The 22,764-nt window shown below is 25.2% G+C and carries 28 protein-coding genes; 1 reads left to right on the top strand and 27 read right to left on the bottom strand.

The window, feature by feature from the left end:
- Positions 1 to 28: 28 nt before the first annotated feature.
- From CLAU_RS18485 to CLAU_RS18395, 19 genes are all read right to left on the bottom strand, one after another.
- Complete coding sequence (locus tag CLAU_RS18485) at positions 29 to 826, bottom strand: head maturation protease, ClpP-related (protein WP_023163406.1); 798 nt, start codon at positions 824 to 826, stop codon at positions 29 to 31.
- Entirely contained in the window at positions 816 to 2,123 is a 1,308-nt protein-coding gene (locus tag CLAU_RS18480; RefSeq protein ID WP_023163405.1) for a phage portal protein, read from the bottom strand. The genes CLAU_RS18485 and CLAU_RS18480 overlap by 11 nt, the downstream gene beginning before the upstream one ends.
- A gap of 27 nt (positions 2,124 to 2,150) precedes the next feature.
- Positions 2,151 to 2,396, bottom strand: a complete 246-nt coding sequence (locus CLAU_RS18475; RefSeq protein WP_023163404.1) for a hypothetical protein — start codon at positions 2,394 to 2,396, stop codon at positions 2,151 to 2,153.
- A gap of 14 nt (positions 2,397 to 2,410) precedes the next feature.
- Positions 2,411 to 4,096 carry a terminase TerL endonuclease subunit gene (locus CLAU_RS18470; RefSeq protein ID WP_023163403.1) on the bottom strand — a complete coding sequence of 562 codons (1,686 nt, stop codon included), beginning with the start codon at positions 4,094 to 4,096 and terminating at the stop codon, positions 2,411 to 2,413.
- A complete protein-coding gene (locus CLAU_RS18465) occupies positions 4,093 to 4,578 on the bottom strand; it encodes a phage terminase small subunit P27 family (RefSeq protein WP_023163402.1) in 486 nt (161 codons plus the stop codon). The genes CLAU_RS18470 and CLAU_RS18465 overlap by 4 nt, the downstream gene beginning before the upstream one ends.
- 214 nt (positions 4,579 to 4,792) lie before the next feature.
- A complete protein-coding gene (locus CLAU_RS18460) occupies positions 4,793 to 5,266 on the bottom strand; it encodes a hypothetical protein (protein WP_023163401.1) in 474 nt (157 codons plus the stop codon).
- Positions 5,267 to 5,268: 2 nt separating this feature from the next.
- Positions 5,269 to 5,490 (bottom strand): hypothetical protein, encoded by a 222-nt coding sequence (locus CLAU_RS18455; protein WP_023163400.1) that lies wholly within the window; start codon positions 5,488 to 5,490, stop codon positions 5,269 to 5,271.
- Complete coding sequence (locus tag CLAU_RS18450; protein WP_023163399.1) at positions 5,491 to 5,727, bottom strand: hypothetical protein; 237 nt, start codon at positions 5,725 to 5,727, stop codon at positions 5,491 to 5,493.
- Positions 5,711 to 5,887 carry a hypothetical protein gene (locus CLAU_RS20925; RefSeq protein ID WP_023163398.1) on the bottom strand — a complete coding sequence of 59 codons (177 nt, stop codon included), beginning with the start codon at positions 5,885 to 5,887 and terminating at the stop codon, positions 5,711 to 5,713. Before CLAU_RS20925 ends, CLAU_RS18450 begins: the two co-directional genes overlap by 17 nt.
- A 216-nt stretch (positions 5,888 to 6,103) precedes the next feature.
- Positions 6,104 to 6,760, bottom strand: coding sequence for a DUF4236 domain-containing protein (locus CLAU_RS20155; RefSeq protein WP_023163396.1), 657 nt, complete (start codon positions 6,758 to 6,760; stop codon positions 6,104 to 6,106).
- A gap of 980 nt (positions 6,761 to 7,740) precedes the next feature.
- Positions 7,741 to 8,016 carry a hypothetical protein gene (locus tag CLAU_RS18435; RefSeq protein WP_023163395.1) on the bottom strand — a complete coding sequence of 92 codons (276 nt, stop codon included), beginning with the start codon at positions 8,014 to 8,016 and terminating at the stop codon, positions 7,741 to 7,743.
- A 96-nt stretch (positions 8,017 to 8,112) separates the two neighbouring features.
- Positions 8,113 to 8,733: a GIY-YIG nuclease family protein gene (locus CLAU_RS18430; protein ID WP_023163394.1), complete on the bottom strand. Its 621-nt coding sequence runs from the start codon at positions 8,731 to 8,733 to the stop codon at positions 8,113 to 8,115.
- 169 nt (positions 8,734 to 8,902) lie between these two features.
- Positions 8,903 to 9,172 carry a hypothetical protein gene (locus tag CLAU_RS18425; RefSeq protein WP_023163393.1) on the bottom strand — a complete coding sequence of 90 codons (270 nt, stop codon included), beginning with the start codon at positions 9,170 to 9,172 and terminating at the stop codon, positions 8,903 to 8,905.
- Positions 9,173 to 9,714: 542 nt separating this feature from the next.
- Complete coding sequence (locus CLAU_RS18420) at positions 9,715 to 12,453, bottom strand: RNA-dependent RNA polymerase (protein ID WP_023163392.1); 2,739 nt, start codon at positions 12,451 to 12,453, stop codon at positions 9,715 to 9,717.
- A 370-nt stretch (positions 12,454 to 12,823) separates the two neighbouring features.
- The gene (locus CLAU_RS18415) at positions 12,824 to 13,969 is read right to left on the bottom strand and encodes a hypothetical protein (protein WP_023163391.1); all 1,146 of its coding nucleotides are present in this window, start codon (positions 13,967 to 13,969) and stop codon (positions 12,824 to 12,826) included.
- A gap of 18 nt (positions 13,970 to 13,987) precedes the next feature.
- Entirely contained in the window at positions 13,988 to 14,935 is a 948-nt protein-coding gene (locus CLAU_RS18410) for a hypothetical protein (protein WP_023163390.1), read from the bottom strand.
- A gap of 449 nt (positions 14,936 to 15,384) precedes the next feature.
- Entirely contained in the window at positions 15,385 to 15,726 is a 342-nt protein-coding gene (locus tag CLAU_RS18405) for a hypothetical protein (RefSeq protein ID WP_023163389.1), read from the bottom strand.
- A 26-nt stretch (positions 15,727 to 15,752) separates the two neighbouring features.
- On the bottom strand, positions 15,753 to 15,932 hold the full coding sequence (locus CLAU_RS18400; RefSeq protein ID WP_023163388.1) for a hypothetical protein: 180 nt from the start codon (positions 15,930 to 15,932) through the stop codon (positions 15,753 to 15,755).
- A gap of 111 nt (positions 15,933 to 16,043) precedes the next feature.
- Positions 16,044 to 16,346: a hypothetical protein gene (locus CLAU_RS18395; protein ID WP_023163387.1), complete on the bottom strand. Its 303-nt coding sequence runs from the start codon at positions 16,344 to 16,346 to the stop codon at positions 16,044 to 16,046.
- 229 nt (positions 16,347 to 16,575) lie between these two features.
- Between CLAU_RS18395 and CLAU_RS18390 the strand changes: the two genes are divergently transcribed.
- Positions 16,576 to 16,800: a helix-turn-helix domain-containing protein gene (locus CLAU_RS18390; protein ID WP_023163386.1), complete on the top strand. Its 225-nt coding sequence runs from the start codon at positions 16,576 to 16,578 to the stop codon at positions 16,798 to 16,800.
- A gap of 24 nt (positions 16,801 to 16,824) precedes the next feature.
- Here the strand turns inward: CLAU_RS18390 and CLAU_RS18385 are convergent, their stop codons facing one another.
- The 8 genes from CLAU_RS18385 to CLAU_RS18350 all read right to left on the bottom strand — a co-directional run bounded on the left by CLAU_RS18385 (position 16,825) and on the right by CLAU_RS18350 (position 22,344).
- Complete coding sequence (locus tag CLAU_RS18385) at positions 16,825 to 17,313, bottom strand: DL-endopeptidase inhibitor IseA family protein (protein WP_023163385.1); 489 nt, start codon at positions 17,311 to 17,313, stop codon at positions 16,825 to 16,827.
- Between the two features lie 151 nt (positions 17,314 to 17,464).
- Entirely contained in the window at positions 17,465 to 17,767 is a 303-nt protein-coding gene (locus tag CLAU_RS18380; RefSeq protein WP_023163384.1) for a hypothetical protein, read from the bottom strand.
- A 25-nt stretch (positions 17,768 to 17,792) separates the two neighbouring features.
- Positions 17,793 to 18,317, bottom strand: a complete 525-nt coding sequence (locus CLAU_RS18375) for a hypothetical protein (RefSeq protein ID WP_029170230.1) — start codon at positions 18,315 to 18,317, stop codon at positions 17,793 to 17,795.
- Between the two features lie 302 nt (positions 18,318 to 18,619).
- Complete coding sequence (locus CLAU_RS18370) at positions 18,620 to 19,240, bottom strand: restriction endonuclease (RefSeq protein ID WP_023163382.1); 621 nt, start codon at positions 19,238 to 19,240, stop codon at positions 18,620 to 18,622.
- A 796-nt stretch (positions 19,241 to 20,036) separates the two neighbouring features.
- Positions 20,037 to 21,305, bottom strand: coding sequence for an FtsK/SpoIIIE domain-containing protein (locus tag CLAU_RS18360; protein WP_023163380.1), 1,269 nt, complete (start codon positions 21,303 to 21,305; stop codon positions 20,037 to 20,039).
- Positions 21,305 to 21,472, bottom strand: coding sequence for a hypothetical protein (locus CLAU_RS20765; protein WP_023163379.1), 168 nt, complete (start codon positions 21,470 to 21,472; stop codon positions 21,305 to 21,307). Before CLAU_RS20765 ends, CLAU_RS18360 begins: the two co-directional genes overlap by 1 nt.
- Positions 21,473 to 21,593: 121 nt before the next feature.
- The gene (locus tag CLAU_RS18355; protein WP_023163378.1) at positions 21,594 to 21,989 is read right to left on the bottom strand and encodes a hypothetical protein; all 396 of its coding nucleotides are present in this window, start codon (positions 21,987 to 21,989) and stop codon (positions 21,594 to 21,596) included.
- 142 nt (positions 21,990 to 22,131) lie between these two features.
- Entirely contained in the window at positions 22,132 to 22,344 is a 213-nt protein-coding gene (locus CLAU_RS18350) for a helix-turn-helix transcriptional regulator (protein ID WP_023163377.1), read from the bottom strand.
- Positions 22,345 to 22,764 lie beyond the last annotated feature (420 nt).

The following is a 22,764-nucleotide window of genomic DNA, read 5'->3' as shown; positions in this document are numbered from 1 at the left end:
TTTTATTTTTGGACATAAAAAAGAACTATCACTCTAGTTCTAATAACAATTTTGCTTTTAATAATTCTAGCTCCTGTTTTTCTTTATCTTTATTATCTTGTATTTGTTTTAGTCTCTCCTCTTCAGCTTTATCTTTTACTTTTTCAATTACTTTAGATTCTTTCATTAATATATCTTTTAGAGATTTAGGTATATTTTTATAATTATCAAGGATACTTTCATCATTTATACAGGCTGTCAAGTCTTTGTCATCTTCTAAGATAGTAATATCAAATATGTTACTCATTTCTGTTGCATCCATCCATGTTTCTTTGCTTAACATATCTTTTATTTGTTCATCTGTAACTCCATCTTTGGCTTTGCTCATATATAAAGGCAACATTACAGAATCTTCAAATTTATTTAGTATATCAATTTGAGATTGCATATCATCAGCGTTTCCCATTACAATATTCATCGGTTTATGTATCATGAGAATACTAGAATTATAAGCATATATATTATCAGAAATCATTGGAAGAAAACTTGCACAAGAGGCTCCAAGTCCATCTATATAACTATTAACTACCACACCTTTGTCTTTTACTCTTTGTAACATAGCAATAATTCCCTGTGTAGTTATTACACTTCCCCCTACGCTATTAATATATAAATTTACAGTTTTTGTATTACCTAAATTATCTAAAGTATCCTTAAAATCTTGGAAACATACATCTGTACTATCCCATTTACTATCTTGTCCACCAGAAACTATTTCTCCATATACCATAATGTCTAAACTTTCATTTCCTACATTTTTAAATTCATAAAATTTTTTATTTCTCATTATTATTTTGTTCACCTCCATCATCATTGGAATTATTATCTATATTGGTATCATTACTTGGTTGAGTATTAGTTTTACCACTTATTATATTATCCAATGTAACCAAGTTTCCATTGCCTATTAATGTGTCACCATTGTCTGCCCAACTATAACCTAATTCTTCTCTAGCTTCATTTGGTCTGATAATCATGTTGTTTACACCTTTTGTTAAATAATCCATTTGTGCTGTTGGATCTAATTTAAATATTTCCTTAGTGTAATGTTCAAGAAAATTTCCATTCATTTTATCTTTAAATAATAATAATTTTCTGGTATTCTCTTGCTTATACATATTTAAAATAGGAGATAATGTATTAACATAAAAATCTGTTTGCTGACTAACGGAATTAGCATAGGAAGACTTACCATAATCATTGATGGTATTTGGATTTAATCCAAACGCTGCTGCAATTCTTAAAGCATTTGTGTTATTTATAGTAGAGAATTCAGCTTCTGATAATTTCATTGATAATGTCTTTGCTTCTATAGTTGCAGGAATTGGCAAAAACCTTGTTCCATTAGAATTACAATATTTTTCTGTCTCCTTCACTAAAGTATCTTTAGCTTTTGTTCCTAAATCTCCTGTATATTGGAGTAAAACTTTATCCCCAAACATATTGTTCTTATAAAGGTTATTAATATATCCTTCTCCATATTTTTGTGTGTCTATTTGCTGTGATAATATGTCTTTTACAGCCATTCCTATTATTCCATCCCATGTTATGGCTGTTTTATAATGTAATATTTCATCTGCACTAAAAAGATACTTTTTACCACTATTATTTTTATCATACCAAACATACCACATGGCATTTTGCTGTCCAAATAATCCTGCACTATCTCTCCAAACAGTTACATTTTCGGTATCAAGTATCCATAAAAAATTTATATTACCTTTATTATCTCTGTTAACATACACATAACAATTGCCATAAAAATTACGGTTTAATTCTACACAAGACCAGAATGTACTTGCACTCATGTATTCATTTGGTTCTATATTTAAAATGTAATTTAAATTATTATCTATAATTCTCTCTTTTCCTTTTATAGCATTATAAGAATATAAATATATTGGTAATTTACTAACAGAATTAGATAGAGTTTGTAGGCATGTAAAGAATACTATCTCTCCCAACTTGTCTGAATTTATTGTAGCACTATCTATTCCCAATAAACTTAATAATCCAGGATCAGATAAACCATATGTTGTATCTTTTATATCTTTACTCTGTAATCTACTTTTAAATAATCCCATATTCTATATTTTCACCTCCCTCCTCTATCATTTCTTAGGAAATTTTATTAAAAATACACCAATTCCTAATAAAATAAAGCCTAAAATATATAAAAATGCTATATAATTTATTAGAAAAGTAGCATATAAAATAAAAAATAAGCCTAAAAATATTAATATATCTTCTATATTTTGGCTTATAAACTGCTTTATTTTATTAAATTTATTATGTATATAGTTGTTTATTGTTGCTTTTTTTGCTTTAATTCTATTTATTATAGCTATATATTTCATATTCACTCCCCACTTTAAGAATAAAAACTTTTAATATACTCATCTGTAAGTTCTATTTTATCTTCTACCATCCATAATTGACTATAAGCAAAAATTGAACTCATAAGTAAATCTATTCTGTTTTTATTTTTATCTTCTTTTGCGAGCAAAATATCTTCTGTAATTTTTGCTCTATGCTCTACAGCATTACTGACACAATAATCTAACAACTTATTTTCCTGATAAACTATTTCCCCATTATAAACACTATCTCTAAAATTTTTGATGCTTGGACTTAAAGCACTAAAAGATTGTTTTAATAAAATTACATCATAATTTTTTGCTAGATTGTTCATCATCTGCAAGGCATTATAAGGATCAGATACTATGCATTTAATTTTACAATTATACATAGGCTCAATGTTTCTTATATATTCCTCTATTCTGTTATAATCAGCAATTCTACCTTCCATTAATTCACAATATCCATCTTGTTCATACTGTACATAATCAATTTTTTCTCTACGTTCAGGTAATGTATCTTTGGGTAAAAATCCTTTAGACATTAAATAATACTTACCATTTTCCTTATACATTATAGATATACCATTTAAATCTAATGAAATTGCAAAATCTCCACCTACAACAACCTCTTTACCCTTCAAATCTATCTTAGGAACAGAATGTTTTTTCCATTCTTTCACGTCTAAATATGTATGTTCACTAGCATTTTGTAGAAAATTATTCATATCTTTAGTTATATATTCAATCTTTTCTGTTGGTTTTAATAATGCTTTCTTCCTATTATCTCTAATAATATTATAATTTTCTTTAATCCTTAGTGGATTACTCTGATATATACCCGTATCATCCCATAAATGTTTTTCTTCTGCATAATATAGCAGTGCAAATTGTCTTTCATCATCTACAACACCATTAAATACTTTTCTAATATAATCAATTTCTTCTTCCATAATAGAATTAGTTATTGCATATGCTGTTGTGGTACGGAAAACTACAGGATTGATAACATTCTTCATTCCACCTCGCAATGCGTTAAAATTATCTGCATTCTGAAAATTAGCAAATTCATCTCCTACCATTGCTGAAGGTCGTACAGAATTGTTCTTACCTGGTTCTGAAGTTCTCGGCTGAAAAAAGTTATGTGTTAATTTACATTCTATTTTTCCAGTGAATGTTTTACTAATTGTAAAATGTTTTAATATTAAAGGACTTGCTTCTAATACTTGTACCATTGCCTTTCTTAATTCTGCTGCAAGTTCCCTTGTTAAACATATAGAATAAAATTCTGAATAGTTTTGTTCTGTTAGCATAAGCAATATAAATATAATAGCCACCAAATTTGTTTTTGCATTTTTACGACTCATGAAGAGAGTTATGTCATTATGCATAAATTTATGTGGATTATCTTTATATCTGAACAAAAATACACCACATACTAAAAAGCATTGGAAACCAACTAAATATTTTAATACTTGTTTTCCAGCTACAAATCCCGTAGCGTAATTCAATAATTTCAATAAATTATTTATTTTTTTAAGTTGTTTTTCATCTGCATAATATTTAAAATCTTCTCTATATTGATTAGTATTATAATCTTCTAAGAATATTTCACATTGTCTTTTAACTTCCCATGTTGTAATTTCTTTACCTTCCATTACATCTTTACAATATTGTAAGGCTTTATCTAATAGAATCATTTATCATCATCTCTTAGAGCTTGTAAAACTGGATCTTCTTTTGTAGATTTTGCATTAACATTTATTACGCTTAATTTTGCCCTTGAAGATGGAGAAAGACCTAACTCATTGCAACACTTATTAAATATATTCACATAATCTTTGTAAATTAAACTTGCAGGATTTCTACTCAACGTGCCATCTTCTTTAGGTGTCACTAGTCCATGCTCATCTAATATTTTTTTACATTCTTTCATCTTTACTATTGCATCTACTGTTGTTTCTAAAATAGTTATATCTAAATTATTTAATATATTACTGGCTTCTAATTCTTTTACTATGAATTTATATAATTTCTTTTCTTCCTTAGAAAGATAAGAAGGTGCTTTATAAACTTTATTATTATTACCTTTTAATTTTTGCTCCTCTTCTTTTCTCTCTGTAATTTCTTGTTTTGTTAAATGTGACCTTTGTAAATCTACAGGTTTTGCAGATAATGCCATTATAAACACCTCCTCTTTCTAATTGATAATGATTGTTATTTGATTTTAACTTGTCATTTCGGAAATTTGTTTGACGGAAAGTTGGGATGCGGTCAATGTGAAATTTGTCGAAACTTTTCTCATACCCCTACCATATATACTTTGACTTCTTTAACCTTTGTAAAAAAAATATATAGCATATATTAATACAATAAAACTAGTATTAATATTAAGACTATATACCAGTATCCCTTAATATACCTTCATATTCTCTCTTCCATCTATCTACCAAACCAATCATCATATGTACTGTATCTTCATAGTTATCATTCAGCATACCATGTACTAACTTATGGTTACTATAAGTAAGATACACTATCCTACATACATTACATCTATCATCCCAACCATCTATCTTTAATGGTCTTATATGATGACATATGTTACCATACTCGATCTTATTAAGTATATAGTAACTATATATATCTAGTCCTTTACACTTACTTTTAACTATATCTACTGTCTTAATCCATTCCTTTGAATGATAGAATGATGTATACTTCCTATCTCTTAATTGCCTTACATTCTTATCATATGTCCTGTTCTTCTCTGCCTTATCTACTTTGTATTTCTTCTCACATTCCTCACATCTTTTAAGATTGTAGTCTATGATCTTACCACATCCACTGCATAGTTTCTTCAATGCCATATCTATTCATTCAGTTCTTTTAAAATTTTCTTAGTCAGTTCTCTTCCTATTGGCGCTAATAATTCATTTGGATTAATAGCATCCATCTTTATATTACATGTATAATCTAAGTCATCATTCTTTTTAGTTTCTACTTTCATATCTTCCAAACTTTTAATTTCATTCTTTATATTCTCCAACACTTCCAATACTTCTCCAGCATCAATATTTATTTTTATTTCCATTTAAATCATCCCTCCAATTAAATACATTACATATAATTCCAGTTGATAATCTTTAGTAAACTTATTAAATTCATCTACAAATTTATTGTAATCTTTTAAGAAATTAATCTGTTCCTCTATTGTAAATATATTTCCATGTGTATTAATAAACTCACCCATATTTTTATAATATTCAAGTAAATCATTATAATCCTTTATTTTATAACTAACTCTTTCTAAATCATTTATATTCATCATTAATCACCATTCCTTCTAATTTGTTTACAATAACTTTTTTCTTACCAGTTAATACATCTTCACTCCAATCTATAGGGATTACTTCTTTTAATGCTTCTTTTGAAGAAATTGATATAAATTTTCTATTTTTTAATTTGTTTGAATCAAGTGATCTACTCATTTTCTATTCTTCTTATTAAATATTAAATATGGACTTTTTCGTCCTAAAATAAAATCTATTAAATTACTATAACCATGTCTTTTACAACAGTTATTTATTAATTCAATATAAAAATTCCTATTTTGATAAACTAAATATAAAAGCCATATTGTAAACCAAATATTAATCCATATCATATAATCACCTACTTTTACATAAAAAAAATAAGGCTACTATTTAAGCCTTATCTAATATATCTTTTATTTCTTTATCACTAAATTGCTTATTTTTGAATCCAGTGTCAATCTTTTCTTGTGCTAAATTTCTAAGTTTTTCTGTACTCTCATTATAAACTAATTTTAGGCTTTTATTACAATAATCTACGCATTCCTGCCATTTACTAAGCTTATAATTCTTGATACCATAAAACTGTGCTGTATTTGCTTTAGCTCTCTTATTAAATATCATGCTAAACAATAATGCTAATAAAAATGGCATTGCAAAAACAATCATAGCAATTTGAACAATTCCAAGTAAGCAAAATAATATAGTTGCTGCTAATTCAACCTTCATTGCTTTACTAAAGAATGGTATCTTTTCCATTTCAAAAGGCACTTCTTGAAAATTCAATTCAGCATTAACTATTTTTCCTGCTACTTTTTGAGAAAAATCTAGTCCATCTTTCTTTTTGGGTTGTTTTTTAGTATCTTTCTTTTTATAGTCTGTATAACTAATTCCACTACCAGGTATTCCTACAGTAGTTCTAGTTCCATTTTTACTTATATTTTTAGTAAATCCATGTCCACCTACAGAAACAGAGTTTATGCCCTTTTTACCAATATTTAATTTAACTCCAGGTAAAATCTTAATTGATTTTCTAAATCTAAATCCCATATAACCATCTCCATTATCTCTCTTATATGTCTTTATTATACTACAAATCTTAATAATTATATTATTTTTTGTATTTATTGAAAAACATCGTTATATTATAATTAATATATTTTAATCGCAAAATATATTAAAATATATTAATTATCGTAAATTGATTAATAATAGTATATATGCTATCATAAAGCTAAATTAATTGAGATACATCTTTGAGATAGGTTATAATATAATTATAAATGAGAACAATGCATATAGTGCATTAATTTGAGGAATAGCATTTAAAAGATATTAAATAGAATATTTTTCAGGAGACAATTCAATAATAAAACTTAGGAATTAAACTCCTAATTAATAGAAAATATTTTTCTTTGTTAAGCATATTATAGAATAATACCTAAGGATAGTACTGGTATATTAAAAATATAATTACTCATAAAAAAAGAACCTATAGTTTTATAAGTTCCACAATATATTAATACTAGAAAGATTAATATGATTACTAAAATATAAATATTAACGTAACTTGATTTTTTAGAAAATATAGTATAACATAATTGTTGTTAAAATTAATAAGCATTCATACTGGAACATTTTCTTATAGAAAGGTGATGATAGTATGAAAAAAATAAACTTAACTATAATTGCCAATATCTTAACAATTATAGTAGCTATCTTAACAATTATCACATTTATAATAAAATAGTTGCTGTAATAATATTACAATAATTTATAATTTCTCTTCCACAGAAATTATAAATTCATATATAATTTTCAGTATAATAACTTATATAATTTTAACAACTTTAATATATTAATTAATTTTAATCAAGAAATTAGTCGGCTCTTGATTTTCTACATAAAGATATATAGTAACTCTACGTTAATATATATCTTTATGTATACTTATATTATAACTATCATATAATTTTGTCAACATTTTTGTATAAAAAATTAAAATAAACATTAAAACATTTCCTCTCAGTTTAATTATTTCTATATTCTTTTGTGGCATATTTCACACTTCGCAAAATATTGTTATATAGTATTAAATCTACTTTGAGAATATAATCATATCTTACAGCTTTCTTATAATCTAAATAAGCACTCAAATTTTCTGGACTATTTGAAACTTGAAATAATATTTGTCCGTTGCTTTCATCTTTCCAAAATTCTAAGTCTTGTAATGGATTTTTATATAAAATATATGTAATTGCATTTAGAGACTTAGTTCTTATATGCTTCTTCCTATCTTCTTCCATCTTTTTAAATCCTCCTATTACAAAAAAATCAAGTAGGGAGCAATAAAAAATTGCTCCCTTATGTATATCTTCATTTGTTATATGTTATAATTATGATTAGTTATAAGAAACGAATTGTACATTTGCAGATGTACAAATATTTGAAGTATCTATTGCAGTAGATGCTTCTTTTTTTATTTTCCATTTGTTATATGTTTTTACCCATCGGTCACAACCAATTCTATATGTATATCCCTTGCAAATATCATATTTGTTTTCAATTATATCTCTATTCACACCATTTTTAAGCATATCCAATATATCAAAAACATCTTCTTCAGATAGTTTTGTATTGTGAGGATTATTTTCCCCCTCATTGGCTTGTCTCCTATGTTTTGTTTCCTCTGGTGTGGATTTATTTTTCCTTCTTTTACCCTTCATATCTGAATTTATGATAGTCTTAGAATATAATTCTATATATTTAGTTTCTTCTTTATCTAATTCATTTTCTTTACATTCTTCAATAACATAGAATATTAAATCATCTTGTTCAGTATTAAAAATTGTTTGTAGTTCATCCTTATTGGTTTCACAATATGCACCATTTATTAAATTAGTCCTATGTCTACTATAAGCATCATTACATTCTTTAGCTCCACCCACATATAAAATTTTGCCTTGGTTTGTCTTAATTCCATAGATTCCACATTTATTTATTTTACCTTGCTTTATTAACATATATTAACTCCTCCAATTTTTTATTTACTTAATTAAATTATGTGATGTTTTTCATTTTTTCTGTTTTCTTTAAAAAAGAATCATCATATTTTAAAATTTTTTATTGACATTAATTTTTTTATATGTTATATTGTATTTGTAAAAAGTTAACCATTTTTAAATAAAAAAATTAAACAGTTTCTACAAATCCAATATATTTCATATCATCATCTATAATTACACATCCTTGTTTGAAAAGTCCGTTTAATGTATCTATAGCATATAAGCAATTATATCCTATATACTTTTCCAAATTTTTAATTACATTTTCATCCTGTTTAGCGTCTTTCCATGCTGCAATCTCATCCTTTACAGGAACAATATTTGAATCCATTACTTCCATATGTAAATTTCTAATTATATACTCATTTAAATTTGACATTTTTTTGCAATTAGTCATTATTCATTCCCCCTATTTTTATCAAATTTATTTACATATACTTTTTTATATACTCCATATTCATCCCAAAATAAATCGTCAGGATCGTGTGGGCTTCTCCCAATTAATCCGCACTTTCTTTTAACTTCAATTTTCTTTTTTTTTTTTTAAGTTTAAGCATATTTCTCCTCCAATTTTTATTTTTATATTTACAAATTATCATATATATGATATAATAATTATGTATACATATTTTTAAGCATTAAAAAATAATATAATAGGGAGTAACCAGCTCCCTATATGAACATTTCCTTTGGGATGGGACGTGTATTTGTATACTTACTACATTACAAACTATAGCATATTTTTAAGGGTAGAATTATATTATTCTACCCTAGTGTAAGTTCATTCCCTTACTGATTTATTACGAGTTCTCACTCTATCTCTATTCCATCTTAGGAATTTGTAAATATGCTCTAATCCTAGTATTTATCCCATTTATAGCAATTTATATAAAAATATTTTTTGTTATTAATTACCTTTAAACGTTGTATTTATAAGGATTAAGAGACTTGTTTAGAATCCCCTTTAACTTTTTTATGACTTTTCTGTTTAGCACATTTAGGACATCTTTTCTGATTATTTGTTTCTCTTTTTACCCTTTTTCCGCAGTCCTCACACATTAAATATCCATTATCTAAAGGTTTATTAATATTTATATTTATATTATTGAGAATCTCTTGTCCAAAAACATTCCAAAGAAAACTCATTTTTAAATCATTCGTTTTGTAAGTATATTTAATTAAAGTATCTACTATATTTAGTATATCTATATTGTTTTCTTTTCCCCAAGTTTCAAATTCTTTTCTTGCATAACCATAAAATATTTCTTTAAAATCTGTTTTCTTCATGTCTTCTTCATCTTCATTAGTAAATTCTTTAGAATATTCATCAATTTTATCAGTCGTATCTTTTTCTATCTCTAAATATTTAATAATTACATCCTTATTAACTTCGATGTTATCCTGATTAAACATTAATGTTTTTACTCTAAATATTCCAAATCCTTTTGAATAATCAAATTTTGTATTTTCTATGTTTTCTATATTCTTACAAATTCTATCCATTACACTATTACTCATAGGTTTACACTGTAATTCTTTTTTATTTTTTGCATATTGGAAGAAATACGGATACTTATCATTTTTAATAAATTCATTAACATCTGATGGTAATTTCGGAAGAAACAAAGTTTTTGCGGAATCTATAATATCATTATTATAAGCACATAGCTTTTGCATTATCTCATAATCATCCATTGGATTTTCAGAATTCCACATTCTCGTCAATGTATTACTAATCTTACCTATATTACTTTTTTTATATACAAATATTAAACTTTTAACTATATTGTCTTTATTAATCTGTGTTGCTGGAGCTTTACCCATTTCAAAATATATAGGATGTATATCATAAATATCAATCATTTCTTCAGCTAAAGAAATGATCCAATCCGTACTAAGAACCAAAGCTTCGTCTCCATCACAATCAAAAGCCAAAGTTTTTGAGATAACATCATGGGTACTTGTATAAATTCCATTGGTGATAAACCATTTATATTTTCCTTTAGTTGCTCTTACATTTTTTCTTATAACATGTTCAAAACTCAAACTTGGACTTCTTAAAACATCTAATTTAACATCATTTTTATACAAGTTACAATACACTTCTCCATCTTTTAGGTAGCCTTCTGGAACTTCTATATGCCCGAATAACCAATCTACAAATGCTATAGGATCACTAAGTATAAATATTCTCTTACTATTTTTAATCTTTATCTTACCACAACAAGCATCATTTTTAGCTTTTGTAATTGTCTTACTTATTTTTTTATTAACATAAGCAGATTTTAACATTTCTGGATATATTCTTAATGCTTCTTGAAAATAATTTCTATGTTCGTTCTTCTTTGTTGCACTTAAAAATTCTAATTGAGATTTTCTATCAGTATGTACCTTTCTAATTAAACTTTTAAAGTCTTTACATAATAATTCTATTTGTTTATCTGATATATTGATTAATTGCTGCAACATTTGGTAGTTAATTTGCATATCTTTATATTTATCAGATTTTTCTTCATCTTGCATACAAATATTAGCTGTACAATTATATTTGTGAAAATTATCTTTATATTCCTGCCAATCGTTATAATACTTTGTAAGTTTGAACTGGCTCTTTGTAAAAATAATCTGTATATTATCTTCTATAATGTCATACTCTTGTCCATAAATATCTGTAATTTTTGTATCATAGCTTTTTTCTTTAATATATTCAATATAATTAAATGGTGTAAGCAATCCTTTTATCCAGGGTAATCTAACTTGGGTATTTTTTTGTGCTATACTTGGTAACATAATACCCAATCCATCAAAATGTGGTATTGGAACATCCATTGTCTTATTTTTATCTATTGTCCAGTTAGCAACATCTTTAGTTCTTTTTCTATCTAGCTTATCTCTATATTCTACTTTCTCTGTTTTCCTACTAATATAATCTACTTTAGCAGACACCATTGTCTCAAAATCTGCAACAACTATACATCTATCTATATCAAAATTTTCCCATACAGTAGAACCAGAATTATTTAAACTCAAATATGCTAGAAATTTTGATATATTCATTCCACCCTTTTTATTAATTTCTTCTATAGTAAGTCCATTCATTAAAGTTAACATTACATCTTTTAGAGCCTCATCATTTTTTATCATCATAAATTTTTTCTGTCTTGTTTGTCCTGCTCCTGCTGTAAAGAAAATATAATGTTGTTTATCTATAGTTAAACCATCTTTAACTATTTTTTCTACAATGATATTATCCATATCGCCAACTTTAACTGTAATAATTTGATCTGTAAAGCTTCCTAAATTAAGTCCTAACACTCGTACAAGATTATTATCACCTATTGCAATTATATCTTTTGTTTTTATATCTTTACTTTTAACACTTCTATCTAAATCTTTATTAGCTACATATAATTTATGTATATCTTTTTTAATTTCACGTAATTTAGATTCTATATATGTATAATATTTATTTTCATTTATTTTTTCTTTAAATAATTTACTACATTCTTCCGTCCAGTTTTTAACTTCTAATTCTCTTCTTACAATATTAGACATGTGTTTTTTCAAGAAAAATCGTATTTGTTCCATTCTTATTCTCTGCAAACACATATATTTCTCTTCTTCAGTTCTAACTAAATTTAATTTTACACAATACATTCTTACTTGTTTATTTAACATAATTTTATTCCCCCAATTTTATTTTTTATATTTTAAAAATCCAACTCTCAATTTATTAATATTTGTGAGTGACCCAAAAGGGAACGGAACAAATTTAATAAATTGAAAATGTCTTTGACAACAAATTTACTATTATAATTAAACTTAATATATAAGAGGTTCGGTACTTATTAAATTGTTCCGTTACACTACACAATTTAAAAGTCCCTCATAATTATGATATGTATTTGCTTTTCCCCTACGGGTCGCAAATCCAATCATAATTAATGGTTATTAGATTTTTTATGTATATATGTTGTATTGAAAAGTTGAATAAGATTGACGGTATATTAAATACCCTTTTAATTAGCGTTTGAAAACATTCAACTTTTTAATTTTGGATATTATATGTATCAATTTCATTTAGTAGATAACTCCAATATTCTTCATGATCGTTATGTCTTTTAGTTTTATATTTATATTTACTTAAATCAGATAAAGAAACATCATCTTTATTTTTATAATCCTCTTCAATTTTACTTATCCTATAATTTTCTTCATTTAACTTTTTAAAATATTCATGTTTATTTTTTTGGTATTGGATTTGAATTAAATCATCAATATTAGGATTATAGTTTTTAAATGAAATGAGATTATTTATCAATTTATTTTCATTGGAATTATCATCTACTATTTTAAATAAATTTTTACATCTTTCTATAGATTTATCATTCAACTGTTTTTTCTTATCTATTATTTTTTTGTATTCTCTTTTTACTGCATTTTTACCACATATTATCTTATATGCAGGATAATAAAAATCCCATTCTAATTCTTTATTTACATCATTCATAAAACTTTTATATACTTTTTTACCAGCCAAAAATAAATCTTTAAAGCTTTCCATGTTGTAATGTTTTAGCATTTCATTTTGAGTATCTAATATCAGATTATATTCTTCATCTGTCGCAGGTCTTTTATCTACTTTATTATGTCCTTTGTCTACATTGGCAACTATGAAAGTATCTTGATATATTAATACACTTCTACTTTTCAAATTTTTTAATGCACGTTCTATAATTCTTTTAAATTCTGTCCTAGTAGAAGAATAAAAATTATATATTGCTACTAATTCAATATGTAATATGTCACTTAATTCTTTCTTTTTATATGTACTTAATGAGTATGTATTATTAGCAAAGCCACATATATTAATTAGTTCGCTAATAGATAATGTCACAACATTATTTCCAGTTCTTTGTATTTGTCCATGTATATAGTATGTTAAAATATCCTTAATTTCTTCTATGTACTTGCTATGGCTATTATTTTTTCTTCTATCTTGTTTAGGTAAAGGATCTTTGTAGATTTCATCAATAATAAATTTCTGACCTTCTTTATGCCACTTAAAATATCTAGCCCATTCTTTTAGTTGTTTCTTTTTCGTATCTCCAGCAGAAACTTTTTCTTCCATAAGTAAACACAACTCTTTATAATTTTTTATCACTTGTCCAACTTTTATACTTTTTATGTTCAAATAATCATCACTCCCCCCTTAAAAATTTTTATTTTCTTTTATATTTATAATCTTTTCTGGTTTTGTTATCTGTGCATTTGGAACTATTAGACGTTTTTTAGTATTATAATATGTAGCTTCACAATATTGCTTTCTATTGTAAAGTTCTATGAGTCTATTTGGATCTACATTGCAACCAATTTCCCATATCCTACTTACATTTTTAATTGTTCTTCTATTTTTTAAATCTTTATTATATTTTGAAAAAAATATATCTTGAAAATTAATTTCAGAAAATTTAGTTAGTCCATTATTCCTAGGTGCAAACTCAAATTCATTAGAAATTTTTGTATAATTAGCATCTAAACCAAGTTTAAAATTTTTCTCGTTTGTAAATTCTTTTATTTTATTAATCTGAATTGCAAATTTCCATAACATATCTTCCAGATATTTTTCTAATTGTTTATAATTTTTAAAATACTTTTGTTTTATCTTCTTATATAACTCTGTTTGCATCCATCCTTTTGTACAATTATGCCCTGTATATCCATCACAAAAATATAATATTGCAAGAAATATTGGTGATGCGTCTCGTTCCATATTTTTAATAAAAGATATGTACTTATAATTCCAGTTTTCCTGACAAAAGCAATGGATTAATTCATGTCTTAAAATTCCTCTAACTTCTTTGTAATAATACTGTCTTAAATAACTTACAGGCATTTTATGTACTCCCCAAACATGTGCTTTATCTACATAAACATAATGCTTATTTTCCTTCTCATTGTATTTATATAAGCCTAATGTGTTACCTTCTTCTTTGTCTGGTAAAAATACTTTTTCATGAACTACTACTGGATTATATAAGAACGGTTGTTTTTGCCAAGGAAAACACCTCTTTCTTAAATATTCCATTTCTTCCTTTAGTGCCTTATCTAATACCTTTTGTCTTAATTTTTTGCTTGTCCTATTTACATACTTAATCATAAAATTCCCCCTATTTTTATTTTTTACTCTCCATATATCCCAAGATAGTGAAACCTGTAATCATAGATGTATCAACAATTGTAGCTATTTTATAAAATCAAAAAACGACGGTAAAGTGGTAATTTTACTTAACAAGTTCGTTAAATAAAAATTTATGCGAACTTGTTGACTTTTAAAAAATTAAAGATTATAATAATATTTGTAAATAAAAAATATATTTTATATTGAATTATCAAAGAACATTTTTTTTAATTACTATCAGGTACAAAAAGAGTTGAGTTCTTCCTGTACCTTATATAATAGCAAGTTTTTAAAATTCATACAAATTCATTTTTTATCATATTTTGCTAATATTTTAAATTATATGGTTATAGGTAATAAATGCTAGTTTTTTTACATTATTATAGCCTTATTTGTGTTGTCTAAAAATTGTAGATAAAATTATACTTTTATTGTAACTCAATAGTTATCAAATTGTTATTTTGCATATAAAAATCTATCATGTCAATTTCGTTCTGAATAGAATTGATCTTATCAACATCTATGTCAACCTCTTGTTCGTTATCTCCATAAAGTCTGATATAATGTATCTTTCTATCTTTACAAGCAACTGTAGCAACGTGTGTATTCTCTATATTTAAGATACAATCCATATCGCCACTGTAATGAAGTATTACATCTTGTCCCTTAATTTCACCTAAGTTTCTTTCAACTGCATTTTTTACTATACTATTAAAAATCTGTCTTTCCTCATCCTCTGAACTATAATTTTTTATATTTGTCATTTCCATAATAAAATCCTCCTCTTAATTTTTAATTAACATATTTTACAAAATTGTTTGTAAGTTAGTGACGATTTAATTTTTATAGGCATATTGCCACTTATATACACTGTAAATACGTGCTCAATATTTTCTTTAGGCACATAATCCCAAGGAACTATTTGTCCTATTTTCTCCTGTAATTGTTGCTGCTTAATTTCTAATACGTTGCTCATGTTTTAGCCTCCTACTATTTGATTTCCATAAGGATTATGTTATAATCTAATTGGAGTTAGTGCTTAACATTTTCCTTGTGGGTTGTTAGGTGCTTTTTTTATATTTCATTTCTATGAAAACAAACTTACGCATATATTTTCCATTTCTATATCATCCAAACTATAATAGGCTCTAGCACCATTAAAAAATTCTTTGTCATGATCAAAACTTTCCTCTAGTTCCATATCCGTTTCAAAGCTAATATATGCCAAATCATCTAGTTTATATCCATTAAGATTACGATAAATTGTTACAAATTTACATAAGTCCTCGAAACTATCACACACAAACACTCCATTACTTTTATTAACTAATGTTCTAGATTTTAAAATACTTGGTAAGTTATCAATTGGTGTAAAATGATAGTATACCATAATTATCCCCCCATCCAATTATTAGGTTGCCACCCTTGTATAAGCTATAAATTACATTAATAGAAAACTTTGTTTTAATTATGTTTGTTTTCTATAATCTTATTATACTGCCTCAAGCACTATCGGTCAAGCACTATATTTGAAAAATATACTTTTTTTATTTTTCTTGACCACTATTGCTCAAAGGTATATAATACAGTTAGAAATACTACTTACGGGAGCAATTATTATGATACATATTAAAATAAATGAACAGCTAAAAAAACAAGGGAAAACAATCTATTGGTTAAGTAAGGAATGCAAATGCAATTATGCTAATTTAAAAAAACTTGCTGCAAATAACACTGATTCCATAAAATTTTCTCTACTTGAGATAATATGTGAAGTTTTAAAATGTGATCTTTCAGATGTAATGGAAATAATTAAAGATAATGAAGAAAAGGTAAAAGAATAAATATTCTTCTACCTTTTTCTTAGTTTAATCAATAAGGTTTATACCCCAGTTGTCAAATTTATCTATTAAAAGTTTATTATCAGTATAAGTTAAAATTACTTTCATATCAAAGTCTGGTTCTTCAATAAATACATGTCCTGTTAGAGTTAAATATAACTTGTTTAAGTACATACCAGTTAGCATTAATTTTGATTCTTTAATATCTATTGGATCACTTATATTGCCATAAACTACATAATATACATCATTAAAATTTACAAACATAAATTTTATAAAATACTTTATAAATTCATCAGTATAATATTCATTCATTTTATAATTTTGATTTAAAAAATTAAATATAGATCCATATGATTTTATATCTATATTTAATTTAGCATAGGTTGCTCCATTTAATTTAATAATATTTTTTGTATTTTTACTAATTCGGTTTATATTTCTAACAATTTTATCTCCATTAATCAACAGATTTTTTATATTTTTCTCTGATATATTTTTTAGATTAATTATCATAGATAACATCTCCCTTCTTTTGTAAATATTCTACAATGTAGAAGGAAATTCCTCTATTAAATACTAAATAATTTGAATTATTATAAAAATTTATTCACTTTAGACAAAAAAGGCAGAGGACTAATGATAATCCTGCTGCGTTTTCTTCAATTCATTCTTTAGAAAATTGTTTAATATTATCGTCTTCAACTTTGTTTTCAATCTCTTCATTTCCACTTTTATGTAACATCAATTTAGTATACAGCTTTGCTTCTTTAAAATTCATTTCTGATAAATTTTCTAAAATTTTACATGTTTTATCTAAAATATATAAAGCATTATAATACTCATTATTAGTAACTCCATCTTTTAAGTTTTCTAAAATATCATTAGATTTCTTTAGACACATACTAGTTTTTTTAATAGTATCTATAAAAACAGTCTCGTTAATTAACCTCATCTTATCATTAAACATATTTAATTCCTTTTCTTATCTTTAGTTAATATTTTTTTACTACCCCATACATAAGAATTTCTTCTATAGATTTATCAATGTATTTAACCATATCCTTTTTCTTTCTTTCAAAATGACCATAACCATCATACTTATACTTACGATGATCGATATCAAAAAAATATATTCGTAAACTTTTAATAAATTCAAATATTTCATTTATCCTTTCTATTTTCATATATTCAAAAGTTCTTATAACTTCACTATATATAGGATTTTTTTTATCGCAATAGCATACAATTTCATATCTAAATGTGATATGTGTTCTTAATGTATCATATATTATTCTATTACAATGTAAATTTACACCTAAATTATTATTAAATTTGAAAAATATTGTCATTATATCTTTTATATTGTGTATTTTATAATCAATAATATCATCAAAAAATTCCTTTTTCATTTCGTTTTGTAATTTTCTGATTGCCATATCTTTTATATCATCGTTATAACATGAAAATTTATTTTTTATCACAAAATCTTTCATTAGTTCTTTTTGAGAATTTTCCATTTATATTACATCCTCCGTATTTTGTATTGCCTACAATTTAAAATATATTTATAAATGATTGTAATACATTTTAACATTTTTCTCAACATAATTTGTATGTTTTAGTTATATAATGTATATTATTATTTAGGATTTATGATTTGATTATAAAAATTGGTAAAAATATAGTTATGCTTTGTCTGCTATTATATCACGTGTTGAACCTTCTTCTACTTTTTGAGTCATTGATCACCACGAAGACTTTGATTAATAAAAAAAGACCAGAATTTAGTTTCCTAGTCTTTCTACTATTAATTTAATATTCAAGCCCCAACAACATTTAAAACTTCTGGACTGTTTATTTTTTTAATCATTCTCATAATATCATCTAACGTTATAATTTCTATTCTAATATCACTATTCTTCTCTAATTTAACTATATAATCCCATGCATTTTGATGTATATTTCCTGTAGTAATTATAATTCCTCGCTTTATAGTATCTGCAACCATTGCTCCAACTAACTTTTGGCATATCTCTCTACCAATCATAAAATCTTCTGTAACTGTTGCATTTTCTGTATACCTTTTGCACTCAACAAATATAGTGTTATCGTCATCATCAATTAAAATTAAATCTCTGCCTTCATCATTCGCTGCTGGCGTTAGAGTAACCTTTTTATATTTGCCTATATTTTTAAATAGCCATTCAGAAAATCTCTCAAATTGTCTACCTTCCATATATTCAATTTCATGTTTAATTTTATCTAAATCCTTTATAGTTAAAACTCTATTTTTATACTTTCTACTGTAATCTGCTATAAACTCATAATCCTTATTTACAAATATGGTAATCCAACTATATATTATTATTATTAATCCAATACCAATCAATATTAAAGTAAAGTTATCTATAATAAAAAATAATATATCTACTAAAAACATTTTACCACCTCTTATTAAACATTATGGGTAAATTCTATTTATTTTATACTAAATATAATACCTAAAAAAAGTACCTTAGTAATTACTACTATATAGGTACTTTCTTATACTTTAACTTATTGATTTTATGGGATTCTTACAAGACAATAGAATAATGAAATGAAGTGTAATAGTGAGAGTGACAACCCGAACTTGTGGCAACTTAATTATTTAAAACTTTTGCCAAATTGGATAACTCAAAATCTGAGTATAAAATTGAAAAAGTATGATCTTCAACTAACGAATTAGTTGTAACTGGTCTAACAATTATAACTATTGGATATATTTCCTCACCCAACTTTTTCAAATATAATTGTTGGAAGTGATTGCTCTCATATATCTCTTGTAATTTTTGAATTGAAGTCATGTGCGAATAATCTATTTCAATAATTAGTGGTATAAAATATTCCTGATAATTTAATTCTAATAGTGCATCAATTTCTCTATATTTTTTACCATTAGTATAAATTCTATATTTCTTTTTAAAAGTTTCAATTGTACAACCTAAATCAATAAATTCTGCATATACATCAAGTAATTTGAGTGCGTGAATACCTAACGTTGGTTAATATAATAAATTGTTTCTGCGGTCATATTATATCTATAACGGGCAATTGCTTTATCTTGATATAAACTTCTTAGTGTTTTCCTTGACATATCATAGCCATATTTCCGTCCATGATATATAATTTTAGCACATTGGCGAATAGTTATGCTTCCTTCCTCTTGTATAAAATTTAATATTTCCCTTTTATGCTTACTTAACATTCTTTTTCACCTTTAACTTTGTTTTAGTTTTAGGTCTATCTTTCTTAATACCTGGATTATCATCCTTTTCACATTTTTTGGTTTTCATTGGTACTGCATTATTATTTGTATTTAAAAATTTATTGTAATCTGTATAAGAGCCTCTATTCTCAAGTATGCTATTTTTAATATTTTCTTTTATTAAATTATCATCTATAGCTAAACTATAAAACCATTCTCTCTTATTACCATACATTAATAAACCTTTTCTATTCTCTATATTGGTTAATTCTGCGGTGTCACATACAGTTAAACTTGAAGCATCTGAATTTTGTGAGAATCCTATTTTTGTACATAAGCAGCTTCTTAAATTTGGATCAAGAACTGTTGTATCTGGTCTTTGTATTCCACAAATTAGAAAGCTACCTACTTTCCTAAACTTACGTGCAAATTCCTTTAAATAGTTGTAACACAATACCTTCTGTTTATAATTCTTATCTAACTTTGTCGTTGGAAAGTAATCTGCAAATTCATCTAGTACGATAAAATTATAAGCCATTCTTTTACCATAAAATCTACTATTATATTCTTGTATATTTTTACAATTATTTTTCTCGAATATTTGAAGTCTTTTAGTATATATGTGCATTAAATATTCAAATAATTTGGTTGAATCTTCAATATTCTTTACATAAGCTTTTGTCTGCTTGCAATTCTTAAATATATCAAAATCACACATATCACTTAAATCTGCAAAATATAAATTTAAATCTCTTGCAGTATGAAAATAAATTGAATTAGTAAGAATAGATCTAATTTCTTCGGTTTTGCCACAACCAGTTTGCCCACTAACCAAGACATGAGGGAATTTTTGTAGATTAACGATAAGATTTTGATTAGTATTATTCAAAGATACAAATATTTCATAAGGTTTTACTTTAACTGGTGCAAATATTGTCTCTGTGTTAGGTGGATTTACAATTACTTTTATAATTCCTAACTCATAATTTAAACTTTGTTCTATAGTAATTGGATAGCCTATAGAAGTTTGTATTTCATCTTGTAAATTATTTAATTTATTAAATCCATGTTCACCTAATGTTATTAGCACTTCATATCCCCAAGGTAATTTACGATTAACTTTATAAATAGGGTAATAATCAATATTATTCTTTTCAAACATTTTTTTAATTTTACTTTTTACATAATATATATCTTTATTTTTTATCCTATCGTAACAATACCAACCTCCACCAATTAAACCCATTTCTACAAACATTATTTACTTACCTTCTTCTTTTTATTACTATTTTCTAAAGTACAATCCATTGCTAATGAAACAAATAATGTTCCCATAAAAAATTGTTGTGCTGATATATGCTGTATAAGAAAATTAATTAATAATCGATCTGAATAAAATAAATAATAATCTAAAATTTCTAGCATCGAATAAACCTCCCTGAAATTGTTTATACTATGTAGAGATTTTGAGAAAGAACAAAATAAAGCTATGGTAAGCAATATATAAATTAATGTTCTTCCTCATGGATTATAAGCTTTGATATGCTTACTTAATTACTTTTAAATAAGATACTGTTTTAAATTTCTGTATTGGCTCTGGAATATCAATATAAAATTGATTAACATATTTCAATAGCCTTTTCATTTCTTTTGTTTTGATATAATGACTTTTAAGTTTTGTAAATATTTCATGAGCATCATTTTTCCACTTCTTATCCTTATAGGCATAAGAATTTCTAATATACTTATTTAGCATATACTTAAAAGTCATTAATTCATCACGATTGATTAGTTTGTTTTTTAAGCAATAAGTAAGTCTTTGTTGGACTTCTGAATAAATAGGATAAACCCTTTGGTTATACAGAATATCCTCAACATACCTACTACCTGTTGGTGAAGGAATAACCTTTGTTAATAATAGTCTAATAATCTTTTGTACCATTTTTTATACCTCCTACATATACCTTTCTTACTCTACAATATAAGTATATGTGGGATATTTTAAATATTGCATGTCCACACACAAAATTTTCATATAAAAACAAAGTTTCCATATACACACAAAAATATAAAAAAATAAGGCTTTACTTAGCCTCATTATCAAAATACCAAATATCTTCAACTTTTCTTTTTAAAGCTTTAGCTATATTCATTGCTGTTTCAATATTTCCTTGAACCTTATTTCCTTCTATAGGATTATACGTATATCTACTTATATTTAATACTTTTTCACAAAATTCTTTCTGATTCATCATATATTCTTTCATTCTAATTTCTTTTAATCTATTTTTAACCATAATTTCTACTCCATCATATTATATATTAAGTTATTAATTCTTAAGCTTTATTTCTTTGTATAGGAACGGTTGCGTATCTGTTATATTACATATTTCATATTTAAAACTACAATACTGTCGTATTAACATAATTATATACTAATTTTTACAAAAAATAAAATTACTATCTCTAATTTACAATTAATAATTATAAAAATATAATTGCATATTACAAATAGTAATTTTTATTAATAATTTTAGGTAGCACAAATAAATCTTATTCTTTAAGATTAAAAAAAGTGCGAATTTAATAAACCAAAATTTTGATATTTTCAAAAAAATAGTTTATAATATAAGTAACATGATAAATATTTGATTTTCGTTTTTTTAGTATTAGTTCTTTGAATATCCTGCTATGATATTTAAGGGACTTTTACTTTT

Source organism: Clostridium autoethanogenum DSM 10061, from assembly GCF_001484725.1.
Classification (GTDB): Bacteria; Bacillota; Clostridia; order Clostridiales; family Clostridiaceae; genus Clostridium_B; species Clostridium_B ljungdahlii.
Note: the sequence above shows the minus strand (reverse complement) of the source record. Positions and strands in the feature narration are given on the sequence as shown.

What these genes read in the sequence shown, in the direction of transcription:
- CLAU_RS18485 (WP_023163406.1), bottom strand. Translation starts at nt 826, where the DNA reads ATGAGAAATAAAAAATTTTATGAATTTAAAAATGTAGGAAATGAAAGT.
- CLAU_RS18480 (WP_023163405.1), bottom strand. Translation starts at nt 2,123, where the DNA reads ATGGGATTATTTAAAAGTAGATTACAGAGTAAAGATATAAAAGATACA.
- CLAU_RS18475 (WP_023163404.1), bottom strand. Translation starts at nt 2,396, where the DNA reads ATGAAATATATAGCTATAATAAATAGAATTAAAGCAAAAAAAGCAACA.
- CLAU_RS18470 (WP_023163403.1), bottom strand. Translation starts at nt 4,096, where the DNA reads ATGATTCTATTAGATAAAGCCTTACAATATTGTAAAGATGTAATGGAA.
- CLAU_RS18465 (WP_023163402.1), bottom strand. Translation starts at nt 4,578, where the DNA reads ATGGCATTATCTGCAAAACCTGTAGATTTACAAAGGTCACATTTAACA.
- CLAU_RS18460 (WP_023163401.1), bottom strand. Translation starts at nt 5,266, where the DNA reads ATGGCATTGAAGAAACTATGCAGTGGATGTGGTAAGATCATAGACTAC.
- CLAU_RS18455 (WP_023163400.1), bottom strand. Translation starts at nt 5,490, where the DNA reads ATGGAAATAAAAATAAATATTGATGCTGGAGAAGTATTGGAAGTGTTG.
- CLAU_RS18450 (WP_023163399.1), bottom strand. Translation starts at nt 5,727, where the DNA reads ATGATGAATATAAATGATTTAGAAAGAGTTAGTTATAAAATAAAGGAT.
- CLAU_RS20925 (WP_023163398.1), bottom strand. Translation starts at nt 5,887, where the DNA reads ATGAGTAGATCACTTGATTCAAACAAATTAAAAAATAGAAAATTTATA.
- CLAU_RS20155 (WP_023163396.1), bottom strand. Translation starts at nt 6,760, where the DNA reads ATGGGATTTAGATTTAGAAAATCAATTAAGATTTTACCTGGAGTTAAA.
- CLAU_RS18435 (WP_023163395.1), bottom strand. Translation starts at nt 8,016, where the DNA reads ATGGAAGAAGATAGGAAGAAGCATATAAGAACTAAGTCTCTAAATGCA.
- CLAU_RS18430 (WP_023163394.1), bottom strand. Translation starts at nt 8,733, where the DNA reads ATGTTAATAAAGCAAGGTAAAATAAATAAATGTGGAATCTATGGAATT.
- CLAU_RS18425 (WP_023163393.1), bottom strand. Translation starts at nt 9,172, where the DNA reads ATGACTAATTGCAAAAAAATGTCAAATTTAAATGAGTATATAATTAGA.
- CLAU_RS18420 (WP_023163392.1), bottom strand. Translation starts at nt 12,453, where the DNA reads ATGTTAAATAAACAAGTAAGAATGTATTGTGTAAAATTAAATTTAGTT.
- CLAU_RS18410 (WP_023163390.1), bottom strand. Translation starts at nt 14,935, where the DNA reads ATGATTAAGTATGTAAATAGGACAAGCAAAAAATTAAGACAAAAGGTA.
- CLAU_RS18405 (WP_023163389.1), bottom strand. Translation starts at nt 15,726, where the DNA reads ATGGAAATGACAAATATAAAAAATTATAGTTCAGAGGATGAGGAAAGA.
- CLAU_RS18400 (WP_023163388.1), bottom strand. Translation starts at nt 15,932, where the DNA reads ATGAGCAACGTATTAGAAATTAAGCAGCAACAATTACAGGAGAAAATA.
- CLAU_RS18395 (WP_023163387.1), bottom strand. Translation starts at nt 16,346, where the DNA reads ATGGTATACTATCATTTTACACCAATTGATAACTTACCAAGTATTTTA.
- CLAU_RS18390 (WP_023163386.1), top strand. Translation starts at nt 16,576, where the DNA reads ATGATACATATTAAAATAAATGAACAGCTAAAAAAACAAGGGAAAACA.
- CLAU_RS18385 (WP_023163385.1), bottom strand. Translation starts at nt 17,313, where the DNA reads ATGATAATTAATCTAAAAAATATATCAGAGAAAAATATAAAAAATCTG.
- CLAU_RS18380 (WP_023163384.1), bottom strand. Translation starts at nt 17,767, where the DNA reads ATGTTTAATGATAAGATGAGGTTAATTAACGAGACTGTTTTTATAGAT.
- CLAU_RS18375 (WP_029170230.1), bottom strand. Translation starts at nt 18,317, where the DNA reads ATGGAAAATTCTCAAAAAGAACTAATGAAAGATTTTGTGATAAAAAAT.
- CLAU_RS18370 (WP_023163382.1), bottom strand. Translation starts at nt 19,240, where the DNA reads ATGTTTTTAGTAGATATATTATTTTTTATTATAGATAACTTTACTTTA.
- CLAU_RS18360 (WP_023163380.1), bottom strand. Translation starts at nt 21,305, where the DNA reads ATGTTTGTAGAAATGGGTTTAATTGGTGGAGGTTGGTATTGTTACGAT.
- CLAU_RS20765 (WP_023163379.1), bottom strand. Translation starts at nt 21,472, where the DNA reads ATGCTAGAAATTTTAGATTATTATTTATTTTATTCAGATCGATTATTA.
- CLAU_RS18355 (WP_023163378.1), bottom strand. Translation starts at nt 21,989, where the DNA reads ATGGTACAAAAGATTATTAGACTATTATTAACAAAGGTTATTCCTTCA.
- CLAU_RS18350 (WP_023163377.1), bottom strand. Translation starts at nt 22,344, where the DNA reads ATGGTTAAAAATAGATTAAAAGAAATTAGAATGAAAGAATATATGATG.